This window comes from Nitrosococcus oceani ATCC 19707 (genome assembly GCF_000012805.1).
Taxonomy (GTDB): Bacteria; Pseudomonadota; Gammaproteobacteria; order Nitrosococcales; family Nitrosococcaceae; genus Nitrosococcus; species Nitrosococcus oceani.
In genome coordinates this window covers 766,878-783,416 of record NC_007484.1, presented here as the reverse complement: position 1 = coordinate 783,416, position 16,539 = coordinate 766,878, and the positions used below count along the sequence as shown (strand labels likewise).

At 51.0% G+C, this 16,539-nt stretch carries 16 protein-coding genes; 6 read left to right on the top strand and 10 right to left on the bottom strand.

Annotated elements, in window-relative coordinates:
- Window positions 1-400 precede the first annotated feature (400 nt).
- The 5 genes from NOC_RS03975 to suhB form a co-directional block, all read right to left on the bottom strand.
- Window positions 401-1,735 carry a sigma-54-dependent transcriptional regulator gene (locus tag NOC_RS03975; RefSeq protein ID WP_002812187.1) on the bottom strand — a complete coding sequence of 445 codons (1,335 nt, stop codon included), beginning with the start codon at window positions 1,733-1,735 and terminating at the stop codon, window positions 401-403.
- Window positions 1,732-3,390 carry a sensor histidine kinase gene (locus NOC_RS03970; protein WP_002814143.1) on the bottom strand — a complete coding sequence of 553 codons (1,659 nt, stop codon included), beginning with the start codon at window positions 3,388-3,390 and terminating at the stop codon, window positions 1,732-1,734. Before NOC_RS03970 ends, NOC_RS03975 begins: the two co-directional genes overlap by 4 nt.
- On the bottom strand, window positions 3,362-3,589 hold the full coding sequence (locus NOC_RS18330; protein ID WP_002813794.1) for a PP0621 family protein: 228 nt from the start codon (window positions 3,587-3,589) through the stop codon (window positions 3,362-3,364). The genes NOC_RS03970 and NOC_RS18330 overlap by 29 nt, the downstream gene beginning before the upstream one ends.
- 4 nt (window positions 3,590-3,593) lie before the next feature.
- Window positions 3,594-5,423 carry a translational GTPase TypA gene (gene typA, locus NOC_RS03960; protein WP_002813024.1) on the bottom strand — a complete coding sequence of 610 codons (1,830 nt, stop codon included), beginning with the start codon at window positions 5,421-5,423 and terminating at the stop codon, window positions 3,594-3,596.
- Between the two features lie 135 nt (window positions 5,424-5,558).
- A complete protein-coding gene (suhB, locus tag NOC_RS03955) occupies window positions 5,559-6,356 on the bottom strand; it encodes an inositol-1-monophosphatase (RefSeq protein WP_002813897.1) in 798 nt (265 codons plus the stop codon).
- Between the two features lie 378 nt (window positions 6,357-6,734).
- Between suhB and NOC_RS03950 the strand changes: the two genes are divergently transcribed.
- A complete protein-coding gene (locus tag NOC_RS03950; protein WP_011330464.1) occupies window positions 6,735-7,046 on the top strand; it encodes an Lpp/OprI family alanine-zipper lipoprotein in 312 nt (103 codons plus the stop codon).
- Window positions 7,047-7,154: 108 nt separating this feature from the next.
- Here NOC_RS03950 and NOC_RS03945 read toward each other — a convergent pair whose 3' ends face one another.
- Window positions 7,155-8,024 (bottom strand): L,D-transpeptidase family protein, encoded by an 870-nt coding sequence (locus NOC_RS03945; RefSeq protein ID WP_370992012.1) that lies wholly within the window; start codon window positions 8,022-8,024, stop codon window positions 7,155-7,157.
- Window positions 8,025-8,235: 211 nt separating this feature from the next.
- Here NOC_RS03945 and NOC_RS03940 point away from each other — a divergent pair, with 211 nt between their 5' ends.
- Window positions 8,236-9,021 carry an outer membrane protein assembly factor BamD gene (locus tag NOC_RS03940; RefSeq protein WP_002813129.1) on the top strand — a complete coding sequence of 262 codons (786 nt, stop codon included), beginning with the start codon at window positions 8,236-8,238 and terminating at the stop codon, window positions 9,019-9,021.
- A gap of 312 nt (window positions 9,022-9,333) precedes the next feature.
- Here NOC_RS03940 and NOC_RS03935 read toward each other — a convergent pair whose 3' ends face one another.
- From NOC_RS03935 to sucC, 3 genes are all read right to left on the bottom strand, one after another.
- Window positions 9,334-9,672: a P-II family nitrogen regulator gene (locus NOC_RS03935; RefSeq protein WP_002813013.1), complete on the bottom strand. Its 339-nt coding sequence runs from the start codon at window positions 9,670-9,672 to the stop codon at window positions 9,334-9,336.
- A 231-nt stretch (window positions 9,673-9,903) separates the two neighbouring features.
- The gene (gene sucD / locus NOC_RS03930) at window positions 9,904-10,779 is read right to left on the bottom strand and encodes a succinate--CoA ligase subunit alpha (protein ID WP_011330463.1); all 876 of its coding nucleotides are present in this window, start codon (window positions 10,777-10,779) and stop codon (window positions 9,904-9,906) included.
- A complete protein-coding gene (sucC, locus tag NOC_RS03925) occupies window positions 10,776-11,945 on the bottom strand; it encodes an ADP-forming succinate--CoA ligase subunit beta (RefSeq protein WP_002813127.1) in 1,170 nt (389 codons plus the stop codon). The genes sucD and sucC overlap by 4 nt, the downstream gene beginning before the upstream one ends.
- Window positions 11,946-12,013: 68 nt before the next feature.
- Between sucC and pip the strand changes: the two genes are divergently transcribed.
- From pip to NOC_RS03905, 4 genes are read left to right on the top strand one after another with little or no spacing between them, the layout of a single operon-like run.
- Window positions 12,014-12,958: a prolyl aminopeptidase gene (gene pip / locus NOC_RS03920; RefSeq protein WP_002812799.1), complete on the top strand. Its 945-nt coding sequence runs from the start codon at window positions 12,014-12,016 to the stop codon at window positions 12,956-12,958.
- Between the two features lie 9 nt (window positions 12,959-12,967).
- Entirely contained in the window at window positions 12,968-13,435 is a 468-nt protein-coding gene (dtd, locus tag NOC_RS03915; RefSeq protein WP_011330462.1) for a D-aminoacyl-tRNA deacylase, read from the top strand.
- Between the two features lie 5 nt (window positions 13,436-13,440).
- Window positions 13,441-13,980 (top strand): TRAP transporter small permease subunit, encoded by a 540-nt coding sequence (locus tag NOC_RS03910; protein WP_002814317.1) that lies wholly within the window; start codon window positions 13,441-13,443, stop codon window positions 13,978-13,980.
- Window positions 13,980-15,308, top strand: a complete 1,329-nt coding sequence (locus NOC_RS03905; protein WP_002812543.1) for a TRAP transporter large permease — start codon at window positions 13,980-13,982, stop codon at window positions 15,306-15,308. Before NOC_RS03910 ends, NOC_RS03905 begins: the two co-directional genes overlap by 1 nt.
- A gap of 175 nt (window positions 15,309-15,483) precedes the next feature.
- Here the strand turns inward: NOC_RS03905 and NOC_RS03900 are convergent, their stop codons facing one another.
- On the bottom strand, window positions 15,484-16,506 hold the full coding sequence (locus NOC_RS03900) for a Wadjet anti-phage system protein JetD domain-containing protein (protein WP_244860039.1): 1,023 nt from the start codon (window positions 16,504-16,506) through the stop codon (window positions 15,484-15,486).
- Window positions 16,507-16,539: the final 33 nt, after the last annotated feature.

The window sequence follows — 16,539 nt, the reverse complement described above, 5'->3', positions numbered from 1 at the left end:
CAACACCTTCCCCCTCTCCCTTCCTTGTTTCAGCTATGTAACACTTCTCCCCTCCTCGGCTAAAAAATACCCTAAATATCCCATCCTTCAAACGCTTAGAAGAATACCCCCCCTGTAAACTTCTCTACACATAGTTCGCTCATATTTTGATGCCTTGAGGTTAAGCTGTTGTTCTCAAGTGGTATCTCCACTTGTTTAAAACCCACGGCACAGTGGTGCCAATTGAAGGAAGGCAGGGGGGGGATTACTAACAAGTCAAAAGTTCGGGGAGTGATTTAAGTCCCATGGCTGCTGCCTGGGGCTTATTGCCGGATCAAGTTTTGTTTAGGGATTTTTTCCCTTTTAGGCCGAACGCCCCAAACGGCAAACGCTTGGGTTCTGAACGCTCCCAACAACTAGCTTATTCTAGCTCCAGTTTTTTTAACCGGTAACGTAAGGCGCGGAAGGTAATGCCTAGAATTTTAGCAGCAGCGGTTTTATTGTAGCGGGTTTGTTCGAGAGCTTGGAGAATAGCCTGTTTTTCTAATCCCGCTAAATGCTCTTCTAAAGAATTTGCAGGAAGGAATGCTGAGGTACTAGGCAATTCTACTTGGGGCAAGCGCAGATCCTTTGCCCCAATGGTTTCGGATTCGCATAGTGTTACGGCCCGCTCCAAAATATTTTCCAGCTCTCGCACATTGCCGGGAAAGAGATAAGCTTGCAACGCTGCCAAAGCATCGGGCGCCAGTTTAAAAGGAGTATCCCCATGGGTCTCGGCGAGCCTGTTCAAGATGTGTCCGGCTAGCTGGAAAATATCACTTGTCCGCTGTCTCAAGGAAGGAACAGCCAATTCAATAACATTGAGCCGGTAGAAAAGATCCTGGCGAAAGTTGCCTTGTCGCACCAAGGTAGCCAGATCTTTATGGGTAGCACAAAGAATACGGACATCAACGGCAATTTCTTTCTGGCTGCCGATGGGCCGCACGCTCTTCTCCTGGATAGCCCGCAGAAGCTTGACCTGCATGGGGAGAGATAAATCGGCCACTTCATCCAAAAACAGGGTGCCCCCATCCGCGGCGTGAAACAACCCCTCCTGATCACCAACAGCGCCACTAAAACTGCCCTTTTTATGACCAAAAAATTCACTTTCCATCAGCTCGGTGGGTATAGCGCCGCAATTGACAGGTACGAAGGAACCCGCCGAACGGGGCCCTTGCTCATGGATAAGCCTAGCAACTAGTTCCTTACCCGTGCCCGATTCGCCACTAATGTAAACCGGCGCTTGACTACGGGCCAGCTTGGCAATTTGGGCGCGCACTCCCCGCATGGCGGCCGACTCCCCAAGTAACCGGTGGCGGGTTCGCCTTTCCATTTTGGGATAGGAAAGAGGAAGTTTTAGCGCCCTCTTGACCAGATTGCGCAGCGCCTGTAAATCCACCGGTTTTGAGATAAAATCAAAAGCGCCAGCTTTCAAGGCCGCAACGGCAGTCTCCACGTTGCCATGGGCGGTAATCACCGCCACTGGCGTTTCCGGGCAGTACTGACTAATCAGCCTAACCAGCTCGATGCCATCTCCATCCGGAAGACGCATATCAGTCAAACAGAAATCGAAGGACTGTTGCTGCAGATGCTGACGGGCCCTGGCAAGATCACTCGCTTTTTGGCAGACAACACCCAAGGGCGCCAGGGTAAGCTCCAGTAATTCCAGAATATCCGGCTCATCGTCCACTATAAGGACCACGGGGCGTCCCTTCATGCCACATTCGCCCCCATCATGCCCAGGGGGGCAAAGCAAAGCCGAAAACAGCTTCCTCCGCCAGGCGCTGGACGATACTCCAGACTGGCACCATTACATTCCGATAGTTCGCGGGCCAAATAAAGACCTAGCCCGGTACCTGTGCCTTGGGTTGTGAAAAAGGGCTCGAATATTTTATCGGCTATATCGTTGGGAATACCGGATCCCCTATCCAGGACCTCCAAAAAGACTTGGCCCATATCCACTGCGCTCTCTACTGAAATTTGAAAACAAGGAATACGGCCCAAGCTTCGGGAATGACGCCGAGCGTTATCGCAAAGATTCCACAATATCTGGTGAAACTGAGAAGGGTCCATATGAACTTGAACTGTGCCGGAGCGAATTTGGAGCGCCACCTCTGTCCGGTCAATTCCTTGGGTACGGCAAAATTCATCCAGAAAATCCAGCAACCATGGCTTGAGGGCTAACACTTTTAGACGGCTATGCTGCTGCCGGCGGCTCAACTGCAAGACATTCTTAACGATCCCGTTTACCCCGGTGCAGTGATTAAGAATAATTTCCAACAGCCGCTGCTCACTTTGACTTAGGGTGGAAGATTCTCTTAGAAGTTGACTGGCATGACTGATGGCGCCCAGAGGATTACGGATTTCATGGGCAATGCTCGCTGTAAGCCGTCCTAAGGAAGCTAGCTTCAATTGCTGAGCTTGGCGAGCCGAAGCCGAAGCGTCCTCTAAAAAAATCAGTGTGCCTGAGCGGGGCCCCAGGCTGATGAATTTAGACAATATCTCGGATTGTCCCCAACGTGACCGGAAAGCTTCAGGCTGATGAGAGCGTAGTCCTTCTCGCCAGCAATTAAGCTGTTTAGCCAGGCATGGGGCTATCCGGTCCAACGATTTTTTTTCTCCTCCCGGCTTCAACCCTAATAGTGCTCGCCCAGCCTGATTAATGAGCCGCAGGGTATCCTCCCTATCTATCACAAGGACTCCAGACTGTAGGTGCTGGATAATGTACCCATTGAGCTGGCTGATATTTGCCAGATCCAAGCTCCGCTGGGCCGCGAGGGCCTCACTCTCTCGAATCCGCGCTGTCAGCACCTGGGCTAGTAGAGCCGTGGCAAATAGGGTGGCGCCTAATAAACCCGCCTGAGTATAGTGAACGGTATCGAAATCACGGAATACGAGAGCATGAGACTGTTCAAGCAACACCGCCAATGTGGCCAGGGCAGCAAAGGCGCTAGCGGTCCGCCCCACCGTTAAAATACCCCCGGCGGCAATCACTACCACCAGCAGCATTCCCAGGCCGCTGAGCACACCGCCACTGGCATGCATCAAAAGCGTAATAGCGCCAATATCCAAGGTTAACTGGAACCACACTTGAAAGCAAAATCCGCCCATCCGAGCTATCGTGGCAACACCTAGGGCAATGGCGGCGGCGGCATAAACCAGACTAGTAATCAAGAATAGATTAGGGTGAGATTCGCCCAGAAAACCGGGGCCAGCACCAGTAATGACGGCCACCAAAAGCAAGGAGACAATTAACAAGCGATAGAGACAAAAAACGGCAAGCGGCCGCCAAGGAGGAAGAGGTCCTTCCGCTATATCCTGGCCATCAATCTCGATGATTCTTTTATCCTTTATCGCTTTTTGCCAATTCACGGTGCTCACGGCAACAAAAATTGTGACTGCCCTCTGTCAGGGCTTCGCTCTCGGGAAGAAAAATCCCACAATGAGCGCAACGAACCATCCGCCTAGTATCTATTACTTGATTCTTTCGGCTAAATTGATAATTCTTTAATAGTTTTCTTAATAAAAAATAGGCTAATAACGCAACCAAACCAAGAAATAATAACCGCATTTCGCTACCCTTCTGCCGCCACTTTGCTCCGCGCGGCCCGTTTCCTTTCGTGTTCCAGCAAAAATTTCTTGCGTAAGCGGATATGCTCGGGGGTCACCTCGACCAATTCGTCGTCATCGATAAACTCCAAGGCTTGCTCCAAACTCAATCGTAAGGGGGGAGTCAGCAAGATATTCTCATCGCTTCCAGCCGCACGGATATTGGTAAGCTGCTTAGCTTTTAGAGGATTAACAACCAGATCGTTCTCCCGCGAATGAATACCGATGATCATGCCCTCATAAACTTCAGTGCCCGGCCCGATGAGGAGCCGCCCCCGCTCTTGTAAATTAAACAAGGCATATCCCAAAGCTTTTCCAACACCGTTGGCTACCAAAACCCCATTCTTGCGATGGGCAATGGTGCCTTTTTTAATAGGCCCGTACCGGTCGAAAACATGGTGCATTAAACCGGTGCCCGAAGTTGCCGTCAGAAATTCGGTCTGAAAACCAATGAGGCCGCGGGATAAGATAGAGTATTCCAAACGCACCCGTCCCTTGCCATCGGGCACCATATCCACAAGATCTCCTTTGCGCTCACCCAGTTTTTCCATTACGGCGCCTTGATGCTGCTCCTCCACATCCACCACGAGCTGTTCATAAGGTTCACACAGTTCCCCCTCGATTTCCTTGGCGATCACCTCGGGCCGGGACACACCCAATTCATACCCTTCCCGCCGCATATTCTCAATAAGGATGGAAAGGTGGAGCTCGCCTCGTCCCGAGACCTTGAATTTATCCGGGTCTTCACCTTCCTCAACGCGCAGGGCAACATTATGGATCAGCTCTCTGAGTAAACGCTCCCGTAACTGTCGGCTGGTTACATATTTTCCATCCCGGCCGACAAAAGGAGAATTATTTACCTGAAAGGTCATGCTCACGGTAGGTTCATCCACCGTTAAAGGCGGCAACCCCTCAACCTGGGCAGGGTCGCAAAGGGTATCAGAGATTCGCAGATTATCGATGCCCGAAACCGCGATAATATCCCCCGCCTGGGCTTCAGGCACCTCAACCCGTTCCAACCCCCTAAAACCCATGACTTGCAGCACCCGTCCCCTGCGCCGCTGACCTTCCCTATCCAAAATCTCCACGGGGGTGTTGGTACTAACCGCACCCCGCTGAATGCGACCAATGCCGATCACCCCTACGTAAGGACTATAATCCAGACTGCTGATTTGCATTTGGAAGGGGCCTTCTAGGTTTACCCGCGGGGGGGGGACGCATTGAACGATGGTCTGAAATAAAGGGGTCATATCTCCAGTACGCACCTCCGGCGACAAGGCCCCATAGCCTTGAAGCGCAGAAGCATAAACCACCGGGAAATCTAGCTGCTCCTCGGTTGCGCCAAGGCGGTCGAACAGATCAAACGTTTGATCCAGCACCCAATTGGGGCGACTGCCCGGCCGATCAATTTTATTAATCACCACAATAGGGCGAAGACCCAGAGCAAAAGCCTTCTGGGTCACAAACCGAGTCTGGGGCATCGGACCCTCTACGGCATCCACCAGTAATAGCACAGAATCCACCATGGACAGCACCCGTTCTACCTCGCCACCGAAATCGGCATGACCAGGGGTATCTACAATATTAATCCGGTAACCGTTCCATTCGATGGCAGTATTCTTGGCAAGGATAGTAATTCCTCGTTCCCGTTCTAAATCATTGGAATCGAGTACCCGTTCAGCCACAGTCTCCCACTCATCAAAAGTGCCAGACTGCTTAAGCAATTGATCGACCAAGGTGGTTTTGCCGTGGTCCACATGAGCAATGATAGCGATATTACGTAGTTTATCGACCATATTTATAGAAACCGACTCTATGAATTTATCTTGATGAAAAAAATAAAATCCCTGAAATGACAGAGGGTAATACCGCTACTCTTTCAAAACACGATGAAGCACAGCCCATAAGCAGCTGCTAGGGTTAAGCAAGAATTATGAGGTAAATTCCTCCGCCAACAGAGGCTGAATGGCTTGCAGGATGGCCTTATGCACCGAAAGGTTTCCCGCCACCACATTGCCAGTAGCGAAGAAATCATGATCCCCAGAAAAACTAGTCACAATGCCGCCTGCTTCCTGAATAAGCAATGCTCCGGCAGCCATATCCCACTCGGCAAGGCTCATCTCCCAGAACCCATCTAAACGTCCTGCCGCTACATAGGCGAGATCCAAAGCCGCCGAACCAGGCCGGCGAATATCGGCGGCATCGCGAAATAGGGCCTTAAAGGTCGCCAGATAGCGATCTAAATAGTGATGCTTTTTAAAGGGGAACCCCGTCCCCAAGAGGGCTCCTTCTAATCCTCTTTGTTGGCTGACTCGTATCCGTCGATCATTCAATTGGGCACCGCCTCCCCGGGAGGCAGTAAACAGTTCCTGCCGTAGAGGCTCGTAAATTACAGCATGCTGCAAGCGGTCTTTGTGTTTTATGGCAATAGATACGGCAAACTGGGGAAACCCATGGAGAAAGTTAGTCGTACCGTCTAAAGGATCGATGACCCAAACCGTCTCATCCCCCGCTTGCCCACCGCCTTCTTCAGCCAAAATCCCATGGCTAGGGTACGCTTTGCGGATGACACTAATAATTTCCTGTTCGGCCAGGCGATCAACATCGCTGACGAAATCGTTCCGTCCCTTTACCGTCACTTCGAGGTGGTCAACTCGGTCTAAAGAGCGCACAATTAGATTACCAGCGCCGCGCGCAGCACGCACAGCAATATTAAGGAGGGGATGCATGAATAGAACCTTTTCTAAAAACGCGGTTTAAAAATCAAATGGCTAGCGCCACATCCAACAATGCGGCGGACCCTGCAAATATTATATATTATAATACCTTGTGAATTTTGCCCGCCGCAAACGGTAGGCAGCTTAATCCCTTCGTCCCCAGGAGGGCGGTGGGCCACGATTTTGTAAAAGAATCTTCTAAATATAGAAATATAATGCTGGCGGTTATTCCTAATTAACAGTAAGTTGCTGCTATAATTGCAAGTCTTTTATTGGACTTTCTGAATTTTTCCTGCTAGTTTTCATGCTGTTCTTTAAATGTAGTGATCATTCTGTTTATTCGCCCTTCTTTACAGCAACTTCTCTTACGAAATAATTAAGGAGTCCACAATGAAAAAATGCTTTCATAACCTCCTAAGGTCCGGTATCGTCATGATTTTTTTGGTGCTGCTCAGTGCCTGCGCGGGTACCTCCCGGGTAGAACAGCTAGAATCCCAAGTCCAAGAGGTAAAAAATGCGGCCGAAGAAGCGCAAAACACTGCTCGTAGCGCCCAAAATGCTGCTGCTTCTGCCTCACAATCGGCGGAAGATGCCTCCATAAAGGCTGACAATGCTCAACAAACAGCCGAGGAAGCCCAACAAACAGCCGAGGAAGCCCTACAAAAAGTTGATCGTATGTTTGAAAAGGCAATGAGTAAATAAGTATGTAGCACTCATCGTCTGACCTGGCTGCTATTACGCTAAAATAGCGAAGCAGTCGGGCCAGACGATATTTTAAAAGTTAAAATTTCCTTGTAACTGATTTCAACTTTACCATTCGTTCCCAGCGTCCCTATCCGCTCGAGACAGGGAATTTCCATCGCCTACTCCACTTACTTGCGTTGCAATCCCGGTGCGATCAGCAGTGGTACGCTTAGCCAGTTCCCAGTTAATTTCAGGAACCGGTTTTTCGGTAACGGCAACGATAGCCGCTACCATGGAGGTCAACCCACCTTGTTCCGAATTCTCTAGTTCTGGAAGAGGGGCATGGGCTTCAAGATAAAGTATGCCGTCCTTGAGCCCAGCTTTAAAAGGCTGATAAACAATATTGACTGGAGTGCCCACCTTCACCTGATTAAATAAGCTCAGAATATCTTCCGGATAGAGCCGTATGCAGCCATGGCTCACCCGCATCCCTACGCCCCAAGGACGGTTAGTGCCATGAATTAGATAACCCGGCATCCCTAGGCGCATGGCAAATTTACCCAAAGGATTGTCGGGACCAGGTGGAACTATCTTTGGTAACGGATCTCCATCAGCTGCGTGCTCTGCCCGAATCGACTCTGGCGGAACCCAGGTGGGATTCTTTTTCTTGCTAATCACTGAAGTCCGCCCCAAGGGAGTAGACCAACCCTCTCGCCCAATCCCTATAGGATGGGTGACGACAGTGCTTGGCTGCGCCGTTGGGGATTCCGGAAAATAATACAGCCGCATTTCAGCCAGATTAATGACTACGCCTTTACGGGGCGCTTGTGGCAATACATACCGCGTTGGAACCACTACTAGACTACCCTCCTTGGGCAACCAGAGATCGACATCAGGGTTAGCGGCTTTAATTTCACTGTAACCAACATCATAGCGGCGGGCAATGTCCAGCAAAGTCTCGGAAGCTTTTGCAGGGACTACAAGATTGCGCCCCACTACTGTCTCTCCTAACGAAGGCAATGCAAAAGTTACTGCCAGGGCAGGAGTAGAAAAAAGAATGGCAGAAGCTATTATACTAGTATAAAAATTTGTGATAATAAGACGCACTATCTTCGATTTAACCATAAAAATATTATTTCTCAGTATAGTTTTTGGTTTTGCTCAGTATCTGCTTTGCTCCTGCCCCCAGTTAGGGTAATCTAACAGCATGTGGTTTCTTAAATTTCTGTCCTTGTGCCTAGTTCTATGGCTTGGAGGATGTGCTTGGCTTGACAAACCTCCCCCCAAGCAGCCGGAAGCTGATTGGACTGTTGAACGCTTCTATGCCGAGGCCAAAACCGCTCTTGATGCCGGCGATTACCAAAAAGCCATCTCTTTCTATGAGCAGCTCGAAGCCCGTTATCCCTTTGGCGCTTATGCCCAGCAAGCACTCCTAGAGTCCGCTTATGCCTACTACAAATTCAATGAACCCGAATCGGCGCTTGCCGCGTTAGACCGTTTCATTCGCTTGTATCCTCTCAACTCTCATATGGATTACGCTCATTACCTTAAAGGGTTGGTAAGCTTTCATCGCGGAGTTGGGCTCGTAGAAAAATATATTCCCCGGGATGAGACCCAGCGAGACCCAGAATCCGCCCGGAATGCCCTCAAGAGTTTCAAGACATTGATTCAGCGCTTCCCTGATAGCAAATATGCCGAAGACAGCGCCCAACGCATCGTCTACCTGCGTAATCGGCTCGCACAACACGAAATTAATGTGGCCCACTATTATATGCGACGGGGTGCCTATATTGGAGCCATCAATCGCGCCAAATATGTCGTGGAAAATTACCAGCGCACTCCCCCGGTGCCTGAAGCACTTACCATTATGGCACGGGGATATGAAATTCTTGGCTTAAATGAGCTAAAGGAAGATACCCTGCGAGTGCTGGAAGCTAGCTTTCCAGGACATCCTGGTATTGCCAAGGCGAGGATGCTTAAAGCAGTAAAATAGAATTGTAGGTTATTTGCAGTAAAACGCCCTCAAGAATCATAACGCCAACCTTCCCCGTAGGTGGCTGTAGGACGGGCCTTCCCTGAAAAAAAGACAATTTCATGCCTCCGTGCGGAAGAAAAGTCCCGCCAGGATAAAAACCCTAGCCTTATTTTTCCCTGATGTCGAGGAGGGCATGCTGCAGGAACAATAACTAAATTAATTGCCACCCTTCCCCACGAAGCCGCTGCCTCCCGGCTGGCGAGCAGTCTCTCCTTCCTCTCGAAATACCGCCCTTAAACCCAATTGACCTTTTGAGGAAAGCGCCACCGCCTAAACGGCATCCATTCCTTCTTCGCCAGTACGGATACGGGTAGCGCGTTCAACGTTGGTCACAAAAATTTTACCGTCACCAATCCGGCCGGATCGCGCTGCCTTAGTAATTGCCTCGATGCAGGCATCGACTTGCTCATCGCCAACCACTATCTCTAGCATAATTTTCGGGAGAAAGTCCACCACATACTCAGCACCACGGTAGAGTTCTGTATGGCCTTTCTGACGGCCAAATCCCTTGACCTCAATGGCTGTCATTCCTGAAATACCGATTTCCGACAGCGCTTCGCGCACATCGTCAAGCTTAAATGGCTTGATAATCGCCTCGATTTTCTTCATTAACTACTCTTTAAAATTTGGAGTTTTATCATAACCAGTCTCAATTTTGCCCCTTACTCAATCTTACCTATCTGATAAATCGCTGTTTCCCCATAATTTCTCTGGGGTAATTTTTTACCGTAACATCAGGAATTTTATCGTTTCTGCTCGACTCATAACCCTCTATGAGAGGGGAAACTCTAGCGCGAATTCAACGGCAAAGCAACATTTCAAACATTGGTTTTATTTCTCTTACCTATCGCCCATGGCCTGTTCCATACACTCTCCCATCTCGGCCGGTGAATGAGCAATAGACACACCCGCCGCGGATAATGCTTTCAACTTACCTTCCGCCGTTCCCTTACCACCACTGATAATGGCGCCAGCATGTCCCATACGTTTGCCCTTGGGGGCCGTCAACCCCGCGATATAGGCAACAACAGGTTTGCTAACATGATGCTGAATATATTCGGCGGCTTCTTCTTCAGCACTGCCACCTATTTCACCCACTAGAATCACCCCCTCAGTCTGGGGATCTTGCTCAAAAAGAGTCAGGCAATCGACAAAGCTCATACCTTGGATAGGATCCCCTCCAATCCCCACACAGGTACTTTGACCCAGCCCTTTTCGGCTCGTTTGATAGACTGCCTCATAGGTAAGGGTGCCTGAGCGGGAAACGATGCCAATCCGGCCCGCTTGATGAATATCGCCTGGCATAATACCGATTTTACAAGCCCCGGGAGTAATAATACCAGGGCAATTAGGTCCTACTAGATAGGATGGGAGACCTGCCAGAGCGGCTTTAACCCTGAGCATATCAAGAACGGGAATCCCCTCGGTAATACACACGATAAGGGGGACTCCCCCATCCGCGGCCTCTAAAATAGCATCGGCGGCAAAAGCTGCGGGAACATAGATCATGGTGGCGTTAGCGCCGGTCGCCTCTACCGCCTCCGCTACCGTGTTGAATACAGGCTGCCCTAGATGCGTCTGCCCTCCCTTGCCTGGCGTTACGCCGCCCACCAGCTGCGTGCCATACTCTAAGGCTTGCCGGGAATGGAAAGTGCCTTGCTTACCCGTAAAACCTTGGCAAATGACCCGTGTCTGCTTATCAACCAAGATACTCATGCCCTCTCCCCCGCCGCAGCGACTGCTTTGCGTGCGGCATCCGTCAAATTATCCGCCGTAATTAGCTTCATTCCGCTCTCCCGTAATAGGGTACGGCCCTGTTTGGCATTCGTGCCTTCCAAACGCACCACGACCGGTAACTGAATCTCTACCTCTTGCATTGCCTGAATAATCCCTTCCGCAATCAGATCACAGCGAACGATACCGCCAAAAATATTGACCAGAATCGACTTCACCTTAGTATCGGTAAGGATCAACTTAAAAGCTTCGGTCACCCGTTCAGCCGTCGCTGTACCCCCCACATCAAGGAAATTAGCTGGCTCGCCCTTCTGGAGCTTTATCAAGTCCATAGTCGCCATGGCCAGACCTGCCCCATTGACCATACAGGCAATATCCCCTTCCAGCGCAATGTAGCTTAAACCATGGGTCCGGGCTTCAACTTCTTTCTGATTTTCTTGGGTAGGGTCGCGTAACGCCTCCCAAGCAGCGTGCCGGAAAGCGGCATTATCATCCAGGACCACCTTGGCATCCAAAGCAAGCAAATCGCCCTGCTCCGTCACCACTAACGGATTCATCTCCACCAGGTTAGCATCTCGTTCCAGAAACAAGCGGTACATTTTCTCCATGATCTGGACGAGTTGCCGACGCTGTTCCGAAGTTAATCCAAAAGCAAAGCCCACCCGCCGACACTGATAAGGCTGTAACCCCACTATGGGATGGACTGCCAATCGGAGAATCTCGCCGGGATACTTCGCTGCTACCTGTTCAATGTCTACCCCACCACGGCTTGAAGCCATGATGACCACCCGCTCCAACTGGCGGTCCAAGGTTGCGGCAAGATAAAATTCCCGGGCTATCGCCGCTGGCTGTTCCACCAAGAGGCTTTGCACCGGCAACCCTGCGGCATCGGTTTGCGCCGTCACTAAACGGGTCCCCAGCAAATGGGAACAAAAGCCCGATAATTCCTCCGCACTGGAAACTACGCGCACTCCACCAGCCTTGCCACGCCCCCCAGCATGAATTTGGGCTTTGACTACCCAGCGCTCACCCCCTAACTTCCGCGCCCATGCGCGAGCTTCCTCCACGGACCCAGCGGGACCTCCGGAAGGAACGGGAATCCCATAATCCGAGAATAGGCATTTAGCCTGAAATTCATGCAAAATCATATTTTGAGCCCATTTGAGTACAATAGTATTATTATGTCCACAAATATGAATTGTAGGCGAAATATTGGATGCTGACTCTCTATCCCGACATCAAGCCTTATGTACGCCATACCCTAACGGTGGACCCGCCCCATGAACTCTATGTCGAGGAATGCGGCCACCCGGGAGGACTCCCCATCCTCTTTCTCCACGGAGGGCCAGGTAGTGGCTGCCAACCCCATCACCGCTGCTTTTTTGATCCCGACATTTATCGGGTAATTTTATTCGATCAGCGTGGTTGCGGCAGATCCCAACCCCATGGCGAGTTGGAGAAAAATACCACTACAGCGCTACTTGCGGATATGGAATTTATCCGCAACCACTTAGAGATTGAGCGCTGGCTTATTTTTGGTGGCTCCTGGGGCGCCGCCCTCGGGCTACTCTACGGAGAAACTCATCCAAGCCGGGTTTTAGGGCTCATTTTACGCGGCATCTTCCTGGGCCGGGAGCAAGACACCCGCTGGTTCCTGCAAGAGGGCGCGCCGCGAATTTTTCCCGATGCTTGGGCGGCCTTGGTAGAGGATATTCCCGCCGAGGAGAGAAATAACCTCATAGAATTCTTCCACCACCGTCTTAAGGGTCCCGACGAGCTGGCCCAGATGGCGGCGGCTAAGGCCCTACATGCCTGGGAGTCCAGTTGTATGCGCCTTGTCAACAGCGAGGCACCTTCCCAATCAGGCCGCACCACACTGCTAGCCCACGCCCGTTTGCTTATTCACTACGCCAGACATCATTACTTTATTCAACCCAATCAGATACTCGATCATGCCCATCAATTAAAAAATATTCCTGGAATCATCGTCCATGGCCGCTATGATGTCATTTGCCCTGCCGGCAATGCCTGGGAGCTGCATCAAGCCTGGCCTTCATCCGAGCTGCAAATCGTGCCCCTAGCCGGCCATGGAGCAACCGAGCCAGCCATCGCGGACGCGCTAATTCGGGCAACGAACCTCATGGCAAGGCGGGTAGGGTAAAACCAACCAGTGATTGCTTTGCTGCAACGAGTCACCCAGGCTCAAGTCACCGTCGCGGGAGAAGTTATTGCGCGCATCGGTCCCGGATTAGTGGTGTTGGTGGGAATCGAGCGGGGCGATGGCCCACCCCAAGCCGAACGGCTCCTAGAACGTCTATTGAGTTACCGGGTATTTGCCGACTCCAAAGGACACATGAACCTGAGCCTGGCCGATGTGGAAGGCGCTCTCTTGGTGGTGCCCCAATTCACCTTGGCAGCCGATACCGGCAAAGGAACCCGTCCCAGCTTTACTCCGGCCGCCCCACCCCCATTGGGTAAGCAAATATTCGAATATCTATTTGCCCAGGCTAAGGCCCGTTACTCTAGATGCGCGGCAGGCCGCTTCGGCGCCCACATGCAGCTCTCCCTGACCAATGATGGCCCTGTCACTTTTACCTTGCAGATTCCGCCAGCAGTTCAAACAGCAACAACCGAATAAAAAATATGGAATTTCCAGAACAAAAACTCCAACGGTTTGTAACTTTTGCCGATAAATTAAGCGCTAGGATAGGCCACCTAGTTGCCTGGCTAGTCCTGCTTTTGGTGTTATTAGTCTGTTATGACGTCAGCATGCGCTACCTTTTCCACAACGGCTCGGTGGCCTTGCAGGAATTGGAATGGCATCTCTTTGCCCTTATCTTTTTATTGGGCGCCGCGCCCACCTTAAAGGATGATGGCCACGTGCGGGTCGATATTTTTCATCAGGATAAATGGTTAAGCCTCCGAGCGCGAATCTGGATCAATCTCCTCGGCACCCTTATCTTTCTTCTCCCTTTCTGCCTCATCATTATTACCGCTTCCTGGCCTTTTGTCCGTAATGCCTTTTTGCAAAACGAAGGCTCTCCTGATCCCGGTGGCCTCCCTGATCGCTATCTTCTAAAAGCGGTCATTCCCCTTGCCTTTAGTTTGCTCGCACTCCAAGGCGTAGCTGATTTTATCCGCAACTTACTAAAGCTGCGGCACATTTCGGAGACCACCCAATAATGGAAGTTTGGGCGCTAGTCATGTTCGCAGTGCTATTTGCACTGCTGCTATTGGGCTATCCGGTTGCCTTCACCCTGGGCGGTGTTGCGCTAGCTTTCGGCGCAATATTCCTGGATATGGATTTCTTCCGGCTTTTGCCCCTACGTATCTGGGGCATCATGACCAATTTCACTTTATTGGCGGTGCCCTTGTTTGTATTTATGGGAGTCATCCTAGAGAAATCAGGGTTAGCCGAAGATCTGCTGGAAACCATGGGTTTATTGTTTGGCCGGTTGCGGGGAGGATTAGGAATCTCCATCGTTGTGGTAGGCGCCTTGTTGGCGGCAACGACGGGGGTAGTGGGCGCTACGGTAGTCACCATGGGGATTATTGCTTTACCCTCCATGCTCAAACATGGCTACGCCAAGGAGCTGGCGACAGGGACTATTGCCTCTGCAGGTACATTAGGGCAGATCATCCCTCCTAGCATTGTGCTGATTCTATTAGGAGACGTGATGGGGGTAGCGGTAGGCCAGTTATTTATGGCGGCAGTCGTCCCTGGAGTTCTGCTAATCCTGCTCTATATTTTCCATATCGCGATAACCGCCTGGCGGCGACCAGAGGCTGCGCCAGCTCTGAATAGGGTGGTATCCCAGGGTAACCCCAGCTTAGGACGGCGGGTAGCGAAAAGTCTTATTCCTCCACTAACCTTAGTAATCGCGGTATTAGGCTCCATTTTTTTTGGCATTGCTTCCCCCACCGAGTCGGCAGCTGTGGGCGCTCTCGGCGCAATCCTCCTGGCGCTCTGGCACCGGCGGCTAACACTGGCTAACTTGCACGCAGCTAGCGCCCAGACCGTACGCCTGACCAGTATGGTGTTTATTATCTTAATTGGCGCCACTGCTTTTGGCCTGGTTTTTCGGGGAATGGGAGGTGACACTCTGGTCTTGGAATTAATGACGGGACTGCCGGGAGGAAGCTGGACTTTCCTCGCCCTCAGCATGTTACTAATTTTCTTGCTGGGATTTTTTCTGGATTTCCTTGAAATTTGCTTTATTGTGGTCCCCATTCTTACCCCCGTGGCTATCCACCTAGGGCTTAACCCGCTCTGGTTTGCGGTATTGATTGCGCTTAACTTGCAAACCTCTTTTCTCACGCCGCCCTTTGGCTTTTCCCTATTTTATTTAAAGGCGGTAGCCCCCCCTGAAGTCCATATCACCCACCTCTATCGCGGCATACTGCCCTTTGTGGCTATCCAGCTCATTACCCTGGCACTCCTGTTGGTCTTTCCCGAAATAGGACTCTGGCTGCCTACAACCATGGATCGCTTGCAGGGGATGGGTGGCTAGAATTTAGGTAGAGCGCACGATTTGATCTGATATTTTGCTGAAAAAAGGCTATTTGCTGGCATGCTCCCAAATAGTCTTGAAATAGAGCATATACTAAGTTTACAGCAGCCAAGCCTGCTATTTCAGGTACTTCTGGTTATCCTTGGAATTAAACATGAATGTTTAATTCCAAGGATCAGATCTCAAGCTCAGTATCCCACCACTGTGAAATCTGGCTTTTCGACACAAACTCCTGATCCACCGCTTGCTCCAGGCAGAGGGCTAATAATGGCGCAATATCATTGCCATACTTATTGGGCGCCTGTCCTGTCTTCCCCACGGCCTTACAGTACGGATGCCCTTCACCTTCGCGCAAACAATCAACCATCGGCTTATAGAGTCCGCTCAATACTATGCTCGGATTGTACCTACGTAGCCTTTCGAAGATCGCAAGGCCCTCAAAGTCTAGATCCCCCCAAAAGCGAATCCAGTCATGACGAAGAAGCGTGTCCCAACTAGGTGGGCTGCCTTTTCGAACCACTGTCCTCGGCGGAATCCGGCTCTCAAGAATCGCGGCAAGCTGCTCACCATGTTGGCTGTACTTCAGACTCAGCCCATAACCATAGGTGCACACCCAAGCCGCTCTATCTGTACCCCGGGCATCGAGTGCACACTCAAAGGCGTGTGGGTTCTCAACTAAGACTACTACACAAGGATCCGGTGGGCCGGCCACCATGACATATCCGGGAAAGGCCGGAAAACGATTGACATCAATGCCGAACTGCCGCAAAGATGCAGTTGGCAAAGCGTCCAGCAACTTGGATGAGCCGAGTAGATACCGGGCACTGACCTCAAACCTAGGTGTGTTATGCAGACGCTCTTGGTCTTGCTTCAACGAGACGAGACCATTCAATAGCCCCGTCATCTCGGACGCATGGAGCCCTTCCATAATTTCACCCAAAGGTTCCAATGCGGCGAATTCGCCCTGTATTTTAGCCGCCTGTTCCAGCACAGCGTGCCAAAGCTTGACCGTTGGGTTGGATTCTTCCGGAAGATTGACGGTTACCTTGCTGAGGGGCTCTTCTCGCAGCCAATCGTCGCATACAAGGATTCCTTCTGCGCGCAGTTCCCGGAATTCGCGAAGTACCTCCGTGCGATCACATTGGAGATCGCGCACAAGCCGCTCAACTAGTCCATTTCCACGTAATGAGGCATTCATCCGGGCTCTCTTTCGCAGATAATTGGTAATGCG